The 18,232-nt window shown below is 56.1% G+C and carries 13 protein-coding genes; 9 read left to right on the top strand and 4 right to left on the bottom strand.

The genetic code is table 11. The annotated features are described in order from the left end of the window. Positions 1 to 4 precede the first annotated feature (4 nt). From gltB to PBA01S_RS03290, 5 genes are all read left to right on the top strand, one after another. Positions 5 to 4,603, top strand: coding sequence for a glutamate synthase large subunit (gene gltB, locus PBA01S_RS03310; RefSeq protein ID WP_127575331.1), 4,599 nt, complete (start codon positions 5 to 7; stop codon positions 4,601 to 4,603). A gap of 235 nt (positions 4,604 to 4,838) precedes the next feature. Next, positions 4,839 to 6,557 carry an ABC transporter ATP-binding protein gene (locus tag PBA01S_RS03305; RefSeq protein WP_174844453.1) on the top strand — a complete coding sequence of 573 codons (1,719 nt, stop codon included), beginning with the start codon at positions 4,839 to 4,841 and terminating at the stop codon, positions 6,555 to 6,557. Further along, positions 6,554 to 8,425: an ABC transporter ATP-binding protein gene (locus PBA01S_RS03300; RefSeq protein ID WP_127575329.1), complete on the top strand. Its 1,872-nt coding sequence runs from the start codon at positions 6,554 to 6,556 to the stop codon at positions 8,423 to 8,425. Before PBA01S_RS03305 ends, PBA01S_RS03300 begins: the two co-directional genes overlap by 4 nt. A 266-nt stretch (positions 8,426 to 8,691) precedes the next feature. Next, a complete protein-coding gene (locus PBA01S_RS03295) occupies positions 8,692 to 9,606 on the top strand; it encodes an ABC transporter ATP-binding protein (RefSeq protein WP_127575328.1) in 915 nt (304 codons plus the stop codon). Beyond that, entirely contained in the window at positions 9,599 to 10,369 is a 771-nt protein-coding gene (locus tag PBA01S_RS03290; RefSeq protein WP_127575327.1) for an ABC transporter permease, read from the top strand. The genes PBA01S_RS03295 and PBA01S_RS03290 overlap by 8 nt, the downstream gene beginning before the upstream one ends. A 95-nt stretch (positions 10,370 to 10,464) precedes the next feature. On the opposite strand, the gene PBA01S_RS03285 is transcribed toward PBA01S_RS03290, so the two are convergent. Both PBA01S_RS03285 and PBA01S_RS03280 read right to left on the bottom strand, forming a co-directional pair. Then, positions 10,465 to 10,878 carry a bactofilin family protein gene (locus tag PBA01S_RS03285; RefSeq protein ID WP_016313197.1) on the bottom strand — a complete coding sequence of 138 codons (414 nt, stop codon included), beginning with the start codon at positions 10,876 to 10,878 and terminating at the stop codon, positions 10,465 to 10,467. 32 nt (positions 10,879 to 10,910) lie between these two features. Next, positions 10,911 to 11,909, bottom strand: a complete 999-nt coding sequence (locus PBA01S_RS03280; RefSeq protein ID WP_016313196.1) for a M23 family metallopeptidase — start codon at positions 11,907 to 11,909, stop codon at positions 10,911 to 10,913. 181 nt (positions 11,910 to 12,090) lie between these two features. Here PBA01S_RS03280 and cls point away from each other — a divergent pair, with 181 nt between their 5' ends. After that, positions 12,091 to 13,521, top strand: a complete 1,431-nt coding sequence (gene cls / locus PBA01S_RS03275; RefSeq protein WP_127575326.1) for a cardiolipin synthase — start codon at positions 12,091 to 12,093, stop codon at positions 13,519 to 13,521. Positions 13,522 to 13,555: 34 nt separating this feature from the next. On the opposite strand, the gene ligD is transcribed toward cls, so the two are convergent. Continuing rightward, complete coding sequence (ligD, locus tag PBA01S_RS03270) at positions 13,556 to 14,455, bottom strand: non-homologous end-joining DNA ligase (protein WP_016313194.1); 900 nt, start codon at positions 14,453 to 14,455, stop codon at positions 13,556 to 13,558. Positions 14,456 to 14,667: 212 nt separating this feature from the next. Here ligD and PBA01S_RS03265 point away from each other — a divergent pair, with 212 nt between their 5' ends. Then, a complete protein-coding gene (locus PBA01S_RS03265; protein ID WP_016313193.1) occupies positions 14,668 to 15,615 on the top strand; it encodes an ATP-dependent DNA ligase in 948 nt (315 codons plus the stop codon). Positions 15,616 to 15,664: 49 nt separating this feature from the next. Here PBA01S_RS03265 and ku read toward each other — a convergent pair whose 3' ends face one another. After that, positions 15,665 to 16,642, bottom strand: a complete 978-nt coding sequence (gene ku, locus PBA01S_RS03260) for a non-homologous end joining protein Ku (protein WP_085278424.1) — start codon at positions 16,640 to 16,642, stop codon at positions 15,665 to 15,667. A 696-nt stretch (positions 16,643 to 17,338) separates the two neighbouring features. On the opposite strand from ku, the gene tsaE reads away from it, so the two are divergent. After that, complete coding sequence (gene tsaE / locus PBA01S_RS03255) at positions 17,339 to 17,839, top strand: tRNA (adenosine(37)-N6)-threonylcarbamoyltransferase complex ATPase subunit type 1 TsaE (protein ID WP_127575353.1); 501 nt, start codon at positions 17,339 to 17,341, stop codon at positions 17,837 to 17,839. Next, positions 17,836 to 18,232 (top strand): tRNA (adenosine(37)-N6)-threonylcarbamoyltransferase complex dimerization subunit type 1 TsaB (gene tsaB / locus PBA01S_RS03250; protein WP_127575325.1); only part of this gene is annotated, 397 nt, incomplete at its 3' end. The genes tsaE and tsaB, both read left to right, overlap by 4 nt.

The raw sequence follows: 18,232 nt of genomic DNA, 5'->3' as shown, positions 1-18,232 counted from the left end.
GATGATGAAACATACCGTATTACCTCCCAAGCAGGGACTCTATGATCCCGCTTTCGAAAAAGACGCTTGCGGCATGGGCTTCGTGGCTCATATCAAGGGGAAAGCTTCCCACGATATCGTAAGCCAAGCGTTGACCATGCTAGCGAATATGGAGCACCGGGGCGGCCAAGGCAGCGAGCCGAATTCGGGGGATGGCGCAGGTATTTTACTGCAAATCCCGCACCGTTTTTTTGCCGCTGAAGCAGCTAAGCTTGGATTTACCCTGCCAGAGGCAGGACAGTATGGCGTTGGCATGCTGTTCCTGCCTCATGACGAAGCCGTTCGGACGAAGCAGGAGGAAGAGCTCGTGCGCATCGCCGAAGAGGAAGGACAACGCGTCCTCGGCTTCCGTACGGTGCCAACTCGCGACGATATGCTGGGTCAATCGGCCAAAGCAGCTAAACCGTTCGTTCGCCAGATTTTTATCGAGCGTTCCGCAGATCTGAAGGAGGATCTGGACTTTGAGCGCAAGCTGTACGTGATCCGGCGCCGGGCTGAACGCGCGATCCGTTATAGCGGCGCAGAGCAGGGGGATGCTTTTTACGTATCCAGCTTGTCGTGCCGGAAGGTGGTCTACAAAGGGATGTTGACCACGGAGCAGGTCGGACAATTCTATCTGGATTTGCGAGACGAGAGATTGGAGTCGGCCATTGCGATGGTTCACTCGCGCTTCAGTACGAATACGTTCCCAAGCTGGGAGCGGGCGCATCCGTACCGCTTTATGATTCATAATGGCGAGATTAATACGCTGCGCGGCAACGTGAACTGGATGCATGCACGTCAGTCGATGTTTAAGACCGAGAAGTTTGGCGACGATCTGGAGAAAGTAAAACCGATCATCAATCCGGACGGGTCAGATACGGCGATGTTTGACAACACGTTTGAATTCCTGTACTTGAGCGGACGCTCCCTGCCTCACGTAGCGATGATGATGGTGCCTGAGCCATGGGTCGGCCGGGAGGACATGGACCCGGACAAAAAGGCGTTCTATGAATATCACAGCACAATGATGGAGCCATGGGACGGGCCTGCAGCGATGGGCTTTACCGACGGCGTTCAGATCGGGGCGATTTTGGACCGGAACGGCTTGCGCCCATCGCGTTACTACGTGACGAAGGATGACCTGATCGTCCTCTCCTCGGAGGTCGGCGTACTGGATATCCCGGCGGAGAACGTACTCTATAAGGATCGGCTGCGTCCGGGCCGGATGCTGCTAGTCGACACGCAGGAAGGCCGGATTATTTCCGACGAGGAAGTGAAGTCAGCAATCGCGAAGGAGCATCCGTACCGTGAATGGCTGAACGAACATCTCGTTGAGCTGGAAGATCTGCCGGAAGCGAAGGAGCTGCCGCCGGAGAGCCATGAAGACATTGCACGCCGTCAAATGGCATTTGGTTATACGTATGAAGACCTGCGGAAGGTGCTTGAGCCGATGGCCTTAACCGGTCAGGAAAATATCGCTTCGATGGGTTACGACGCGCCGCTTGCCGTCTTGTCCGAACATCCGCAACGACTGTACAACTACTTCAAGCAAATGTTCGCGCAAGTCACCAACCCGCCGATCGATGCGATCCGCGAGGAACTCGTTACCTCGACCGCTACGACGATTGGTCCGGAGCGCAACCTGCTACAACCAGAGCCGGAGAGCTGCCGTCAGATTCGGTTGGATTCGCCAATTTTGTCCAATGAGGACTTCGCCAAAATCCGCCATCTGCACCGGCCAGGCTTCAAGGCGATCACGATTCCGATCCTGTTCCCGGCTGCCGAAGGAGCGGAGGGGCTGCGTAAGGCGTTGGATACGTTATGCGAAGCAGCAGATCGGGTCATCGCCAAAGGCCACAATATTCTGATCTTGTCCGACCGCGGGATGGATGCGGAGAACGCCGCGATACCGGCGCTGTTGGCAGTGTCCTGCTTGCATCACCATCTGATTCGCGAAGAGACGCGGACCAAGGTCAGCCTGCTGTTGGAGTCGGGCGAGCCGCGTGAGGTACACCATTTTGCGTTGCTGCTCGGGTACGGCGTCAGCGCAGTGAATCCGTATCTTGCGTTCGAATCGCTAAAGGATATGATTGCCCAAGGCATGCTGCAAGGCATTTCGCATGAAAAAGCGGTGTACAACTTCATCAAAGCAGCGACCAAAGGGGTCGTCAAAACCTTGTCCAAAATGGGCATCTCGACGATTCAATCGTACCGCGGGGCGCAAATTTTCGAAGCGGTTGGCCTGGAGCCTTCCTTCGTCGATCGTTACTTTACGTGGACGCCGTCGCGGATTGGGGGCATCGGCCTGAAAGAAGTGGCTGCCGAGACGCTCGCCCATCATTTCCGGGCCTTTACTGACAAGGACGGCAACGATAAAGTGCTGGATTCCATCGGAGAATACCAGTGGCGCAGCGGCGGGGAAGAGCATCTGTTCAACCCGCAGACGGTGCATTTGCTGCAACAGGCGGTCCGTACGGGCGATTATAAGCTGTATAAAAAATTCGCTGAGCTGGTGCAAGGCGAGAACAACAAGCATTTGACGCTGCGTTCCTTGCTGGAACTGAAGCCGGTTGGGCCGAAGGTGCCGCTGGAGGAAGTTGAATCGGCGGCTTCGATCATGCGCCGCTTCAAGACCGGGGCAATGTCGTTTGGCTCGATCAGCAAAGAAGCGCATGAGACGATTGCGATCGCTATGAACCGCATCGGCGGCAAGAGCAACACCGGCGAAGGCGGCGAGGATCCGGCGCGTTATGTACCGGACGCGAACGGCGATCTGCGCCGCAGCGCGATCAAGCAGGTAGCGTCGGGACGGTTTGGCGTTACGTCGCATTACCTGGTGAACGCCGATGAAATCCAGATCAAGATGGCGCAAGGGGCGAAACCGGGTGAAGGCGGTCAGCTTCCGGGCCGTAAGGTGTATCCATGGGTAGCGGAAGTGCGCGGCTCCACGCCGGGGGTTGGCTTGATTTCACCGCCGCCGCACCATGATATCTATTCGATCGAGGATTTGGCGGAGCTGATCTACGATTTGAAGAACGCCAATCCGCAGGCGCGTATCAACGTGAAGCTGGTGGCTGAGGCCGGCGTCGGAACGATCGCTGCCGGCGTTGCCAAAGGCCGTGCGGACGTCATTCTGATCAGCGGTTATGACGGAGGCACCGGCGCTTCCCCGCAAAGCTCGATCCGCCATGCAGGTCTGCCGTGGGAGCTGGGACTGGCTGAAACGCATCAGACCCTGATCTTAAACAACCTGCGCGACCGCGTCGTGCTGGAAACCGACGGCAAGATGCTGAACGGTCGCGACCTTGCTGTCGCCGCACTGCTTGGCGCCGAGGAATTTGGCTTCTCGACTGCCCCTCTGGTAGCGGTTGGCTGTATCATGATGCGCGTCTGCCAGCTGGATACATGCCCTGTGGGGGTTGCCACGCAAAATCCGGAGCTGCGTAAAAACTTCACCGGAGATCCGCAACATGTGGTCAACTTTATGACCTTCGTGGCAGAGGATCTGCGCGAATGGATGTCCGAGCTGGGCTTCCGCACGCTGGAAGAGATGATCGGACGTACCGATTGCCTGGATGCGGTGAAGGCGGTGGATCATTGGAAGAAGAAAGGCGTCGACCTCAATTCTCTGCTGCATATGCCGGAGCTTCCGGAGGGAAGCAGCCGCTATTGTACAAGACAGCAGAACCATGGGCTGGAAGAGACATTGGATATGACGAAGCTGCTGCCGCTGGCACTGCCTGCACTGGAGCGCGGCGAAGCCGTCAGCGCCCGGCTGCCGATCTGCAACGTGAACCGGGCAACCGGGACGATTGTGGGCTACGAAGTTACCCGGCGTTATGGACAGCAGGGATTGCCTGAGGATACGATCACGTTCCATTTTGAAGGTTCTGCGGGTCAAAGCTTTGGGGCGTTTATCCCGAAAGGCATGACGCTCACCGTTGAAGGCGATGCTAACGACTACACCGGCAAAGGGCTGTCCGGCGGTAAGGTCATTGTGAAGCCGTCGCCGCGTGCAACGTTTGTTCCTGAGGAGAACATCATCATCGGCAATACATCGTTCTATGGTGCAACCAGCGGGGAGGCTTACATCCGCGGGATTGCCGGAGAACGGTTCGCGGTGCGGAACTCGGGTGCCAACGTTGTCGTTGAAGGTGTCGGCGACCACGGTTGCGAATATATGACCGGCGGACGTGTCGTTATCTTGGGTGAAACTGGCCGGAACTTTGCAGCTGGGATGTCCGGCGGGATCGCCTACGTGCTTGACGAGAGCGGAGACTTTGCAAGCCGTTGTAACTTAGAAATGGTGCTGCTTGAGTCGGTAGAAGATCCGGCGGAGATCGATCAACTGCGCACGCTAATCAGCCGTCACATTCTGTATACGGATAGTGCGGTTGGGCGCCGCGTGTTGGATCGTTGGAACGAGTATCTGCCGAAATTCGTCCGCGTTATTCCGAAGGACTACAAGCGGATGTTAGAGCAAATCCGCAAAGTTGAAAATGAAGGGCTGAAGGGTGAAGCCGCGCTGCTGGCCGCATTTGAAGCAAATGCACGCGAGCTGGCCCGTGCCGGCAACAACTAATAAATTTTAGCGATAGCGATGATAGTATGGACCGCCCCGGTTGTCTGAACAAGACAGCGGGGCGGTCTTGTTCAGTATAGAATAAATCGATTGTGCGAACATATGTTTTTGGTGTAATATGATTTGGAGATAATTAGGAAGTGAACGTGGAAGGGGGAGCGACTTTTTGGCTGAACAATCTGTTGCATCGCAAAGCGGCAAACGAAGGACGAGACCTCTCGGGCATTATCGCGAAATGCTGGAGAAATACGTGTTCACGCAACGCAAGCTGCTAATTAAAATGGCTGCGCTGCTGTTGATCTCGATTGCTCTGCAGTTGATCAATCCGCAAGTCATTCGTTATTTTATCGACACTGCCCAAGGGGAAGGAAGTTTGAAGCCGTTATATATCGCGGCGGGACTCTTCATCGGTTTCTCGCTGGTTCAGCAGCTCGTATCGGTGTGTGCGTCCTACTTCAGTGAGAATCTGGGCTGGACCACGACGAACAAGCTGCGGGCAGACCTCGTCAGACATTGTCTATCGCTGGATATGTCGTTCCATAAATCGAACACCTCCGGCTCATTGATTGAACGGGTGGATGGGGACGTCAATGCGCTGGCCAACTTCTTCTCCAGCTTCCTGATCCATATGATCGGTAATTTACTGCTGATGACGGGCATCCTGTTGCTGTTGTTCCGTGAAAGCATCTGGATTGGTGCGGCCATGAGCTTGTTTGTCGTTGGCGCTATCTTCATGATTCGGAAAATTCGCGAATTTATGGTTCCGGTGTGGACCAAATGGCGCGCCCAAAATGCCGAGCTTTACGGCTTTATCGGCGAACAATTGGAAGGTACCGAGGATACCCGGGCGAATGGAGCTGCCGGTTACGTGCTGGAGCGCTTCTATGCGATGGCACGGCGGATGTTGCCGGTACGCGTTCGCGCATCAGTGGGCTTCGGCATGATGTGGGGGACAACGATTCTCGTATTCGCCCTGGGTAATGCCGCTGCTTTTCTGGTTTGCGCCTGGTTATGGAGACGAGGGGAGCTGACGATCGGTTCGATTTACCTCGTGTTTTATTACACGGAACTGTTGGCTCAGCCAATCGAGAAGATCCGTACTCAGTTGGATGATCTGCAAAAAGCCGACGCCAGCCTGATCCGTGTCCGGGACCTGCTGAATACGAAATCACGGATTACTGACGGTCCAGGTGCACCGTTGCCGAAGGGGCCATTATCCGTAAAAATCGACCGGCTGACGTTCTCGTACGAGGAAGAGGGGGAGCCGACACTGCAGAACATAGATCTGATGCTGAAGCCGGGGGAAACGCTGGGCTTGCTGGGCCGCACCGGCAGCGGCAAATCGACATTGGCACGGCTTTTGCTGCGCTTCTACGATCCACAGCAAGGCAAGATCGAGCTGTCAGGCATCGATATCCGTGAGTGCAAGCTGCACGAGCTGCGGAGCAAGGTGGCGATGGTGACGCAAAATATCGAGATTATGGAAGGCACCGTCCGCGATAATTTGGCTCTGTTTGATGGAAGCATCCGAGATGAGGACATCATCGCCGTGTTAAATGAGCTGGGATTGCAGGAATGGTACGCGGCCTTGCCGGATGGGCTGGATACGGTGCTCTCCTCCGGAGGGGGCAGCCTGTCGGCAGGTGAAGCGCAGCTGCTGGCATTTGCCCGGGTATTCCTGACGAATCCAGGGTTGGTGATTCTGGACGAAGCCAGCTCGCGCCTCGACCCGCTGACCGAACAACGAATCGAGACCGCCATCAATCGGCTGTTGGAGTCGCGGACGTGCATGATGATCGCACACCGGTTATCGACGGTACAACGCGCCGATCATATCCTCATTCTGGAGAACGGACGAATCGTAGAATATGGACCACGCAAAGAGCTGGCGGCTGATCCGGGCTCTCGATTCAGTCGGATGTTGTCCGTTGGTCTGGAGGAGGTGTTGGCATGAGTACGCGGCATTTTTTCTGGAAATTGCTGCTGAATCGACCGGCGATTTATATCGCGAACCTGCTCTCTTGGACGATCATCCATATGATTCCGCTGCTTCCGGGACTGATTACGAAGGCGTTCTTCGATAACCTAGAAGGCAACGTCAACCTCCCGTTTGGAGTGGAGGGTCTAACGGCGTTGCTGATCGGTGTGGCGCTGGCGCGCATCGCGATGATCGCTGTGGGCTGCTTTACGGACGGCAGCTACCGATTCCGGATCAGCATGCTGCTGCGGCGGAATATGCTGGCCCATGTGCTCCGGGAGCCCGGGGCCAAAGCAATTCCTTGCGCTCCGGGGGAAGCGATCAGCAACTTCCGGGACGACGTGGATCAAGCGGAAGAAGCGATGAGCTGGTCGGTGGATATGTTTGGCCTGATGGGCTTTGTGATCATTTCCAGTTATATTTTGATTTCGATCGATGCGCAGCTGACGTTCTTCGTCTTCGTCCCGCTCATTCTGGTTGTGACCGCGGCGCAAATTGCGACAGCGCGCATTCAGAAGTACCGGGCTGCCAGCCGCACTGCCACGGCGAATGTGACCAGCTCTATCAGCGAGATGTTCGCCAACGTGCAGGCGATTCAAGTCGCGGGAGCCGAAGAGCGGATCGTCCGGCGGTTCGAACGGCTGAGCGATGAGCGCCGGAAGATGATGGTCAAGGATAAGCTGATTACCGAATCGCTGTCCTCGGTGTTTACGAACTCCGTTAATCTCGGTACCGGACTGATTCTGGTGTTGGCCGGTTACAAGATGCGGAGCGGTTCGTTTTCCGTCGGTGACTTGTCGCTGTTCATTTATTACTTAACCTTTGTCACGCAGTTGATTTCGAACGTTGGGAACTTTATGACGTTTTATAAGCAGATGGCGATCAGCTTCTCCCGCTTGAAGCACATGCTTCAAGGCGCCCCCGCCAAGTTGCTGACGGCTCCCGCATACATCGGGATCGGCAAGCGGAGAGCGTCCGAAGCCGATCACGGGATGAAGAGCGCGGCAACGGCGTTAAGCGGCTCGAGGTTGGAGCCGTCTCTGTCGGAACTCGCATTAGTGCAGGGGGAACCACATCGGATGGCTGCCCATCTGCCGGTGGAGCCGCTGCAGCTGCTGGAGGCAAGGGGACTGACGTATCGCTATCCCGAGACCGGCCGGGGCATCGAGAACATCAGCCTGCGGCTGCCGCGCGGCTCGTTTACGGTCGTGACCGGCATGATCGGCTCCGGCAAAACGACGCTGCTGCGGGCATTGCTCGGCCTCCTGCCGGCGGAAGCCGGGGAGATCCGCTGGAACGGCCGCCTTGTCCGTACGCCGGCTGACTTTTTTGTTCCGCCGCAAAGTGCGTATACGGCGCAAATCCCGCGCCTGTACAGCGACAAGCTGCGGAACAACATCTTGCTCGGGCTGCCAGAGGACGAGAGCAGCCTGACGCAAGCGCTGCACGTCGCCGTGCTGGAAGACGACGTGGCGCAGCTCGCCCACGGCCTCGACACGATGGTCGGACCGCGCGGGGTCAAGCTCTCCGGCGGCCAGGTCCAGCGGACCGCGGCCGCCCGGATGCTCGTGCGCGAGGCACAGCTGTACGTGTTCGACGACTTGTCGAGCGCACTCGACGTCGAGACCGAACGGAAGCTGTGGGAGCGGTTGTTCCAATCCCGAGGCGAGGCCACCTGCCTCGTGGTGTCCCACCGCAAGGCCGCGCTCTCGCACGCGGACCATATCATCGTGCTGAAGGACGGCACGATTGAAGCCGAAGGCACGGCGGAGCAGCTGCTCGCCACCAGCGCCAGCTTCCGCCAGCTTTGGTACGGCGAGGAGCCGCAGACAGACGGTGCATGAGACGTCCGAATCTAGCTCCAGGCGCTCATTGGTGGTCTGAAGGGCAGCTAGTGGTTATGATGACCCGGGTCAATCCCGGGTCATTTTCGAGTTGATCGCCCGGGTTAATCGTCCGGATGTTTCGCTGGGGCGATGGACCTATGTCAGCTTGCTATCAGTCCCTCATCACTGCCCGGAGCTTTAGCTGACGGAAACCTTATGGTAGAATAGGGGAAATTATCCTGATTGAACGGGATACAGTTCGCAAAGAGAGTGGGGAGTATCCTATGGAGTTGACGCAGGAACCCGTCGTACGCATGCGGGACGTCACCAAGCGCATCGGCAGTAAGACGCTGATCGATCGATTAACGCTGGACATCCCGAGAGGACAAGTGTACGGCTTCCTGGGGCCTAACGGAGCCGGGAAGACGACGACGATCCGGATGATGGTTGGCCTGATGTCGATATCGGAAGGCGATATTCTGATCGAGGGAGCCAGCATCAAGGAGCGTTTCGAAGAGGCGATTTCGCATGTCGGCGCCATCGTGGAGAACCCGGAGATGTACAAGTTCCTGACCGGGTACCAGAATTTGCTGCATTATGCTCGCATGTCTCCAGGAGTCACGAAAGAACGGATCTGGGAGGCGGTCGAGCGGGTTGGCATGCAGAACCGTATCCATGACAAGGTTAAGACGTATTCGCTGGGCATGCGCCAGCGGCTGGGCGTAGCGCAGGCCATCCTGCATCGGCCGAAGCTGCTGGTGCTGGACGAGCCTACCAACGGGCTCGACCCGCAAGGCATCCGCGAGCTCCGCGATTATCTGCGGGCGCTGGCGCGGGAGGAAGGAACGACCGTGTTTGTCTCCAGCCATTTGCTGTCGGAAATGGAGCTGATGTGCGACACGGTTGCGGTCATTCAGCAGGGACGACTGGTGGATGTCAAGTCCCTGCATCCGGAAGCTGCCGAAGGCCGGGCACTGGAAACGGCCTTCGACGTAAGCGATCCGCAGCGCGCAGCGGCACTGGTCGAAGGCGGACACCTCGAAGGCGGCCGACTGATCGTATCTGCCGACCGGAAAGCAGTGGCGGAGATCAACGCGAAGCTGGTCATGGCGGGCATTGACGTGTACGCGATCCAGGCGGTGACGCGTTCGCTGGAGGATCAATTCTTGGAGCTGACGGGAGGGAAGGACATTGAATAATTTTCTCGCGCTGGTCCAAAACGAAAATATGAAAATTTATCGGCGGGTTCGCACCTGGATCATGTTCGGGCTGCTTGTCTTGCTGACGATCCTGTTTGGGGTGCTGTTCTCGCTGGACGGCGGAAGCCAGCGGATGAGCGCCTGGGATGCGTTGGACCAACTGAGCTTCCTGTATTATCTCGTCAGCATCTATGCGGCTGTGATTGCCGCTGATATCGTAGCCGGCGAGTTCACCTGGGGAACGATCAAGCTGCTGCTGATCCGACCATGGACGCGGACGAAAGTGCTGCTGTCCAAGCTGCTGGCTGTGCTGTTATTTACGCTGGCGATGAGCGCGGTATTTTTCGTCATCGCGCTGGCTGTTTCGTTCCTGATCTTTTCGAATGAGCCGTCGCAATATCTGGGGGACAGCCCCTTAAGCCGGATTCTGGAAAGCCTGCTGTACAGCTATGTTGATCTGCTGGTCATTGCAGCATTTTCGTTTATGCTGTCGACGGTTTTTCGCTCCAGCGGTATCGCGATCGGGCTGTCGATCTTCATCTTGTTTGCAGGCAACATCTTTACGTTGCTGTTCCATCCGTCGCGTTATGCTTGGGCCAAATACTTGCTGTTTACCAATATGGACTTAAGTCAATACCGCGGGGGGCAGGTCGGGCCGGCCGGAATGACGCTGGGCTTCTCTATTACGGTGCTGGCAGTTTACGTCCTGCTGTTCCTGGCGGTGGCTTGGCTTGTATTTAAAAAACGCGACGTAGCGGCGTAAGTTGCGCAAGCTGTATGAGCATCATAAGTAGCACATAAAAGAAGCTCCTGCCTTTCTCATCGGCGGGAGCTTCTTTATCTATCACGGATTCACTTTTAACCTGCTTCAGGGCGTGCTTTCTTGACCTTGCCTTTGCCGCTAGAGGCCGTTGGGGCAGCAGCGGCGGCCACCCGTTCCATTTTGCTCGAACCGTTCAGCAGCCCGCCTTCGACGATGATCAGCTTGGCCACATCCACGTTGCCGTCGATTTGACCGCTGGCCGTAATCGTGAGTTTCCCGGTGGTGGTGATATCACCGACCACTTTGCCAGCGACGATGACATCGGCGCCTTTAATATTGGAGATAGCCTCGCCGGTTTCGCCAATGATGACCTGTCCCTTGCAATCAATTTCTCCGTGAATTTGACCCTCCACACGCAGATTGGACTTGCACTCCAGCTTGCCTTCCACCAAGCTGCCCTGACCGATCAGGGTATCGGTCAGACGAGGGGCTTTCTTGTCTTTGAACATAGCGCTTCATCAACTTCCTTTCCACATGCGGATTACTTCAAATAAGGCATCGGGTCAACGGCTTTGCCGCCCTTGACGATCTCAAAATGCAGATGGGGTCCGGTACTGCGTCCGGTGCTGCCCAAGTTGCCGATGCTGGCCCCCTTCTTCACCTCATCCCCTACGGAAACATCAATGTCGCTGAGATGCATGTACCAGGTTTGCAGGCCGCCCGGGTGCTCAATCACAATGTATTTGCCGTGGGACCCGTCCCGGTCGGCAGTGATGACCTTGCCGGCCGCAGCGGCATACACAGGGTCTCCGACTTTACCGGCAATGTCGATGCCCGCATGAAATGCGGCTCGGCCGGTAAAGGGATCGGTACGGTACCCGAAATTCGAGGTTAGCCGAGTGGACAGCGTGGGCCATTCCGACGGTGTGCCCGAGAGGGAGTATTGGGTCTGCTTCGCTTTTTTCAAGGTGAGCGGAACGTGCTTCTCCATCTCGTCCAGCATTTCGTTCATCGCGGCAAATTCGTCTCGCGTACTCGCTGCGAGTCTCTCAATCTCATTGTCATGCACAGCGATGAACTCACCGCCAACCCCGCTGTCCCCTAGAGCGTCCAGCGTCTCGTCCCAGGACAACGAAGACAGCTTGCCAAGATTCTTCGCATCCCCATCTCCGTATTTATCAATAAATTTCTGCAGCTCGGCTTCAAGCTCGGCTACCCGCTCCATCCGTTCCATCATTTCCTTGGACTGGCTTGATAAGGAGATCACTTCGTTCTGCAAGCGCTGAATCGCTTCATCCTTGTTGGTCACCACCGCTTCAAAGGCCAGGGTTTGCTGCTCAAGCTGATGTTCCAGGCGAGAAACGGTCTGTTCCGAGCGAACTTGCAGGCTGACGATCAGCCCGGAAATGGACAGCAGCGCCAGCAAAGGCACGGCAACGACAAGCGGCTTGGAGACTTGCATCTGTTTGACGGGCCGATTGGCATCCCGAAGGACAAGCAGCGTCATCCGGTTGGGATTCGGTACGCTTACGCTCCTCATGGCATCCCCTCCCTACGCTTCGTTGGTTCTATAACTTATCTATTCCTATGATTCTTAAAACATGTCAAAAAAACGGGTCCTGTCTAATATAAATACGGCGGAATCCGTTAAATTTCGAAACCTAACATGAATAAACCGTAGGCCGGATGGTTAATGATGATGGCAGGGGAGGGTGGAAGGCATGCTCTGGCTGATTGGCATTTTACTTCTTTTTATCGTACACGTTGCATTGATCCTGCTGCTGGAATTCCGCAATCCCGCCAAAGCGGTTGCCTGGATGTTTATCTTGTTTTTGTGCCCACCCTTAGGTCCCGTCCTCTACTATTTCATGGCCCGGGACTATCGGAAGCGCAAAAAACTGCTGCACCGGGGTCCCGTCCCATTCCTTAGCTTACGGATGCTGCTGCGCAATCACTTGGCAAGTCCGGTCCGCTTGCAGGAGATGAGCAACCCGGATATGCATCATCAGGAGCGGCTGTATCAGCTGCTGACGCACCATGCGGCCAATCCGATCACTGGCCGAAATCAAACGCAAGTGTATTCCTCCGGGGAAAAAGCGTTTGGGGCAATGCTGGAGCGGATGGAACAAGCACGAGATCATATTCATCTGGAATTTTATATTTTCCGCAGCGACATGATTGGCTCGGCCTTTGCCGAAGTGATGATCCGGAAAGCCCGGGAAGGGGTCAAGGTCCGGATGATCTGCGATGGTCTGGGAAGCTTTAAGCTGGAGCATGCATTTATTGAGCGGCTTCGGGCAGCCGGGGTGGAGGTCTTCTTCTTTCTGCCGGCCCGAGTGGCTATGCTGAACCGCCGGGTCAATTATCGCAATCATCGGAAAATTCTTGTGGTGGATGGGAAGTTCGGATTCGTAGGCGGATTAAATGTGGGCGACGACTATCTCGGTCTTTATGAAAAAATGGGGTACTGGCGCGACACGCATCTGCAGCTGAATGGAGATTCGGTTTATTATTTGCAGCTCACCTTCCTGGAGGATTGGCTGCTGGCATCGGGGCAGGATCTTGGAGACCTCGCTCTGTTTCCGCCCCATGAAGGGTCTGGTCAGGAGCAGGTGCAGATCTTGACCAGCGGACCCAATTTGCTGCGCAACCCGATTCATGAAATGTGCTTTAATTCGATTGCGGTGGCGAAGCGCCGGATCTGGATCGCTTCACCCTATTTCATTCCCGACCCCAGCGTATATTCCGCCCTGAAAACGGCAGCATTAAGCGGAATCGAAGTGATCATCCTCATGCCTTACCATTCGGACAGTCGCTTGGTGAAGCTGGCTTCCTTGTCTTACGTGGAGGAGCTGCTGGAGGCCGGAGTCCGGTTTTATCAATATACGAAGGGCTTTATTCATGCCAAAGTGATGATCATCGACGATCTGCTCGCTTCGGTCGGGACGGCGAACATGGATATGCGCAGCTTTTTTTATAACTTCGAAATGACAGCGTTGTTGTTGGATCCGGGGACCATCGCTCGGCTGGAGAGCGACTTCAAGCAAGATCTGCTCGATTCGAGCCCAGTGGTGTTGGAGGAATTCGCTCAGCGGCCGCAAGGGCAGAAAATGCTGGAACTGCTGGCACGGCTGCTGTCGCCGTTGTTGTAGCGGTTAGCAGCGATTGCGGCGATAGGTTCCATCGTTAGGCCCGGACAGGAGATTTTAAATGCTGCAAAATCAGCTGAAGGGACTGGGGAGGGACGGTCTCAAGCAAATCTCCCCGCTCCTTCAGGCGTTGACCGATATTCAGCAGGTTAAAATCCGCAGGCCTCGGGTTCTGCCGTACCTCATCCCAGGTCAGCGGGGTCGATACGCTGGCGGCTTCCCGGGCGCGCGGGGTATAGGGAGCTGCCAGCGTTTTGCCGGCGTAATGCTGCAAATAGTCGAAGTAGATTTTGTCGCCGCGGTCTTTTTTGAGCCGTTCAATGGTAAATAGGTGAGGGTGCTTCTCGGTGACGTAGCGGGCGACAAAATGCCCAACCATCCGCAGCTCGTCAAAGGTGATGCCGTATTCGATCGGCACGATGATCTGTACGCCGGTGGCACCTGACGTCTTCGGCACCGATTGCAAGCCCAGAGATGTCAAAATATCTCCAACCAAAGCCGCGGCCTCCATAATCCGCGGTTCGTCCTCCAGTGTGGGGTCGAGGTCGATCATCCATTCGCACGGCAGTTCCTCCCCGACATAATGCAGAGACGGATGAAATTCGATGCAAGCTAGGTTGCCCAGCCACAGCAGCACCGGCAGCCGGTCAAGCACGACATAATTGATGTTCTCATGAACGGCCGTGTGGACGAAGGGCGGGAGCGGTTCGGGGGCATTTTTCTGGTAAAAAAACTTGCCGTGAATGCCGCCGGGATAACGAATCGTCGTCAGCAGACGGTTGCGGCAATATTTCAGCAGGTAAGGCGACAGCTCGGCCAGCTTCTCCAAGTACATTTGCTTGGTGATGCCGGCTTCGGGCCACAATAGCTTGTCCGGGTTAGAGATGGGAATCTCTTCGCCTTCGACGGTAATCGTTCCTTTGATCGTTCGGGGCATAACGGTTCCTCCTTGCTGGAATCGATGAAAGATGTTCGCCTGCTTCGGGTTGTTGATTCTAGGCTTGCCTGAGGGCGAGGAAACTATGAGCGAACGAACGTCCGGAATGGCTCAAGAGAGGCAGGGGCAAACTGGGGAGCAAGCGGCTGTTCGGGTTTGGAGAAGGTAAGAACCAGGATGGGCACATTGGAGCGGGGAGGTGAAGAAGCGGCATGGAATGGAAACCGATCATCCCATTTGAACCGATTCGCAGCGAGTCGATTCCTCAAGGCGAAGAATGGGTGGCCCAGGTCAAATGGGACGGAGTGCGGATGTTAACCTATAATGACGGCCGCGAGGTCAAACTGATCAACCGCAAGGGCAATGATCGAAGTATGCAGTATCCGGAGTTTCTGGATACGCGGGAATTCTGCCGGGCGCATTCGGTTATTCTTGACGGTGAGATGATCGCCCTCTCCGGCGGCAAGCCATCGTTTCATGAGATCATGCGGCGGGACAGCTTGCGGCGAGAGCAGGAGATTCGCTTTGCAGCTCAGCGGATTCCGGCGATCTATATGATCTTCGACATCTTGCATTATGACGGCAAGTGGATAAATGGAGAGCCGTTAACGCATCGCCAACAGCTGTTGCAGGAGCTGGTCATCCCTTCTGAGCGGGTGCAGATCGTCCCCAATGTGGCGGACGGGGAGCTGCTGTTTGACTTGATGAAGCAACGGGGCTGGGAAGGGATTGTATCCAAGCGGCTCGACAGCACCTATGCGTTTGGAGGCAAGGATGCTCGTTGGGTCAAGAAAAAGCTGGCCCGCGACCTGTATGCCGCCATTGGCGGGGTGACCTACCGGGACGGCGGGGTGAACGCCATCTTGTTGGGCTTGTACGACCCAGAGGGACGCTTCATCTACATCGGCCATGCCGGCAGCGGCAAATGGAGGGCGGCGGACTGGCGTGACCTGACTGAAAACGTAAAGCCGCTCATCATCCCGGACCGTCCGTTTGCCAACGTCCCTGAACGCATGAAAGGGGCCGTCTGGATTCAGCCGGCCCTAACGGTAAAGGTGCAGTTCCTGGAGTGGACGCCCGGCGGCACGATGCGCCACCCGATTATCCAAGGATGGGCGAATGTCCCGCCTGAGGCTTGTCATATGGAGCAAAGCGTGTAGTGACGGCTGGCTGGTTCGAGCAACAAGCGGTGACGATGAGGCCTTAGCTCTATTTTGCCTCCGGATTGGTGGTGGTGCGGCGCTTGGGCTTCGGCTTCACGGCAACGGTTGGCGTTACGGTCTCGTGATCCGCCCCGGCCTTTTTGGTCTTTCCTGCAGCGGAGGCGGCTTCGTCCTCGGCCTTGGCTTTTTTGGCGGCGGTCTTCCGCGTCCGCTTGGCTGGAGCCGCAGCGGCGGGACCCGGATCGGTCGCCACCGGCGGCTTGACTGCCTCGATGCTCGCCTGCAGCGCTGCCATGAGGTCGATGACGTTGGTCTCCGGCTTGGCCGGAGCCAGGCTGATTTCCTCGCCGGCGACTTTTTGCTCAATCAGATGCAGTAACCCCTCGCGGTAGTCGTCGGTGTATTTCTCCGGCTCGAACGGGGTGGACAGCTGTTCGATCAGCATTTTGGCCATCGTCAGTTCTTTGTCGTTCACTTGAACGTTCTCTGGCAAGTTAGGCACTTGGGAGATTGGGCGGATCTCGTCTGGATAGAAGATCGTTTCGATCGCTAAGCACCCTTCCATCACGCGGATGGCAGCTAAGCTGCTTTTGGAGCGAATGGCGATTTTGGCAATTCCGATCTTCCCCGTATCCCGCATCGCTTCAAGCAGCAGTTGATACGCATTCCCTCCGGCTTGATCCGGCGCCAAGTAATACGTCTTCTGAAAATAAATCGGATCGATTTCCTTCAAATCCACGAAATCGATGATCTTGATCGTTTTTTCGGCGTTGGCAGACAGCTGCTCCAATTCTTCTTTTTCAAATAGAACGTACTTGCCCTTCTCGTATTCATAACCGCGCGAAATATCTTCCCAATTCACGTCAACGTCGCACGCCGGACAACGCCGTACATACGAAATCGGGCTGCCGCACACTTTATGGATGTATTTCATGGAGATGTCCTTGTCCTCGGTGGCCGAAAACATTTTGACCGGTACATGGACCAGCCCGAAGCTGATCGCTCCTTTCCAGACGGTATGCATCGTGTAAACCCCTTTCTTTGTGTATCCTTCATAATCGTCGCAGGCAAATTTGCTATTAATCCGTAGTATGGTTTGAAATCTATTTTCTATTTACGTTAGAGGAGTGAATCTTCGTTCCGGTGTTCTGCGGTTGCGGGGGGTGCAGTGGACCGATATAATGAGGACAGGCCTAGCAAGGATTTGAGGCAGCACGAAATGTTGCTGTAACGGATATTGTGGACGTGGTGATGTGGGCAGGTTGCTGGAGCAGATACCATGACTTTCTAACGGACACCAGAGACGTTATATGCCTGCAGGGAAGGAAATCAGGAATCTAACGGACAGGAAAGACCTTATTTGACGGAAATGATCAACTTTTTCTTCCGAAACGTCGGATTAACGCCTTCTGAGTCCGTTAGCGCGGGAAATGTCCGGGAAATCAGCAAATAAGGTCATCTCGGTCCGTTAGTGGAGCAGGGCTGGGGAGCTTGGGTCGGCGTTGCACGATAAAGCTCAGCGTTGCTCAGTGATGCAGCACTGCTCATCATGGTTCAGCAATTCTCAGCGAAGTGTTGTCGAGTGAGTTCGGCTTAAGCCAATCAACTAAGTTCAATTTAGACCAACTGAGCAACTCAGGTGCTCGATTTCGAAGCGTTGTGACTCAAAGGTATGGCAATTTCGTTGGAACGTGATAAAAGGTGGTAAGCTAAAGTGAGCATGGATCAACATAAAGGCAGCACCTCCGCACGGTGGGTCTACGAAGCCGAGGATTTGAAGGGGACGGAGCAGCTGGCGGAAGCGCTGGCGAAGCTGGCCCAGCCGGGAACGGTCATCGCCCTGGACGGGGATCTTGGTGCGGGAAAAACAGCGTTTTCTCAGTTGTTCGCCAAGCACCTCGGCGTGAAGGACACCGTGAACAGTCCGACCTTTACCTTAATTAAGGAGTATGAGGGCAGGCTGCCTTTTTATCATATGGACGTCTATCGGCTGTCGCTGGATGAGGCGGATGAGCTGGGGCTGGATGAGTATTTCTACGGCCACGGCGTGACGCTGGTGGAGTGGGCCAGCTTGATTGAGGAATTGCTCCCGGAGGACAAGCTGCAGATTTACATCGAGACAGTGTCGGCCACGGGACGGCGTATGCATATCAACGTGCAGGGGGCAACCTATGAGCCATGGGTGCCGGCCCTGAAAGAGATTGGAGTATCTGAATCATGAGCGAACATGAAAATATACAGCCATCGCAGCGGCTGTTGACGCTGGACACCGCCACTTCTTCGCTGGCGGTGGCGGTGATGGAGGGCGGCCGTGTGCTGGCCGAACGAACGATCCATGCCGAACGGAACCATTCGGCATATTTGGTCACGGCGATCGGGGATTGCCTGAAGGCGGCAGGGCTCGCCAAGCAGGATCTGGACGGGATCGCCGTCGGGGTGGGGCCAGGCTCCTACACCGGGATCCGGATTGCCGTCACGACCGCCAAGACGTTGGCGTGGTCGTTACGGCTGCCGGTCTACGGCGTCTCGAGCCTGGCCGCCTTGGCGCTGGGCGGCTGGGCCAGCGCCAGCGGGCAAGACGCCGCCGCGCTGGGCGAGCTCGCCGCGCGGCGAA

The sequence above is a fragment of the Paenibacillus barengoltzii NBRC 101215 genome (assembly GCF_004000745.1).
Lineage (GTDB): Bacteria > Bacillota > Bacilli > Paenibacillales > Paenibacillaceae > Fontibacillus > Fontibacillus barengoltzii.
Note: the sequence above shows the minus strand (reverse complement) of the source record. Positions and strands in the feature narration are given on the sequence as shown.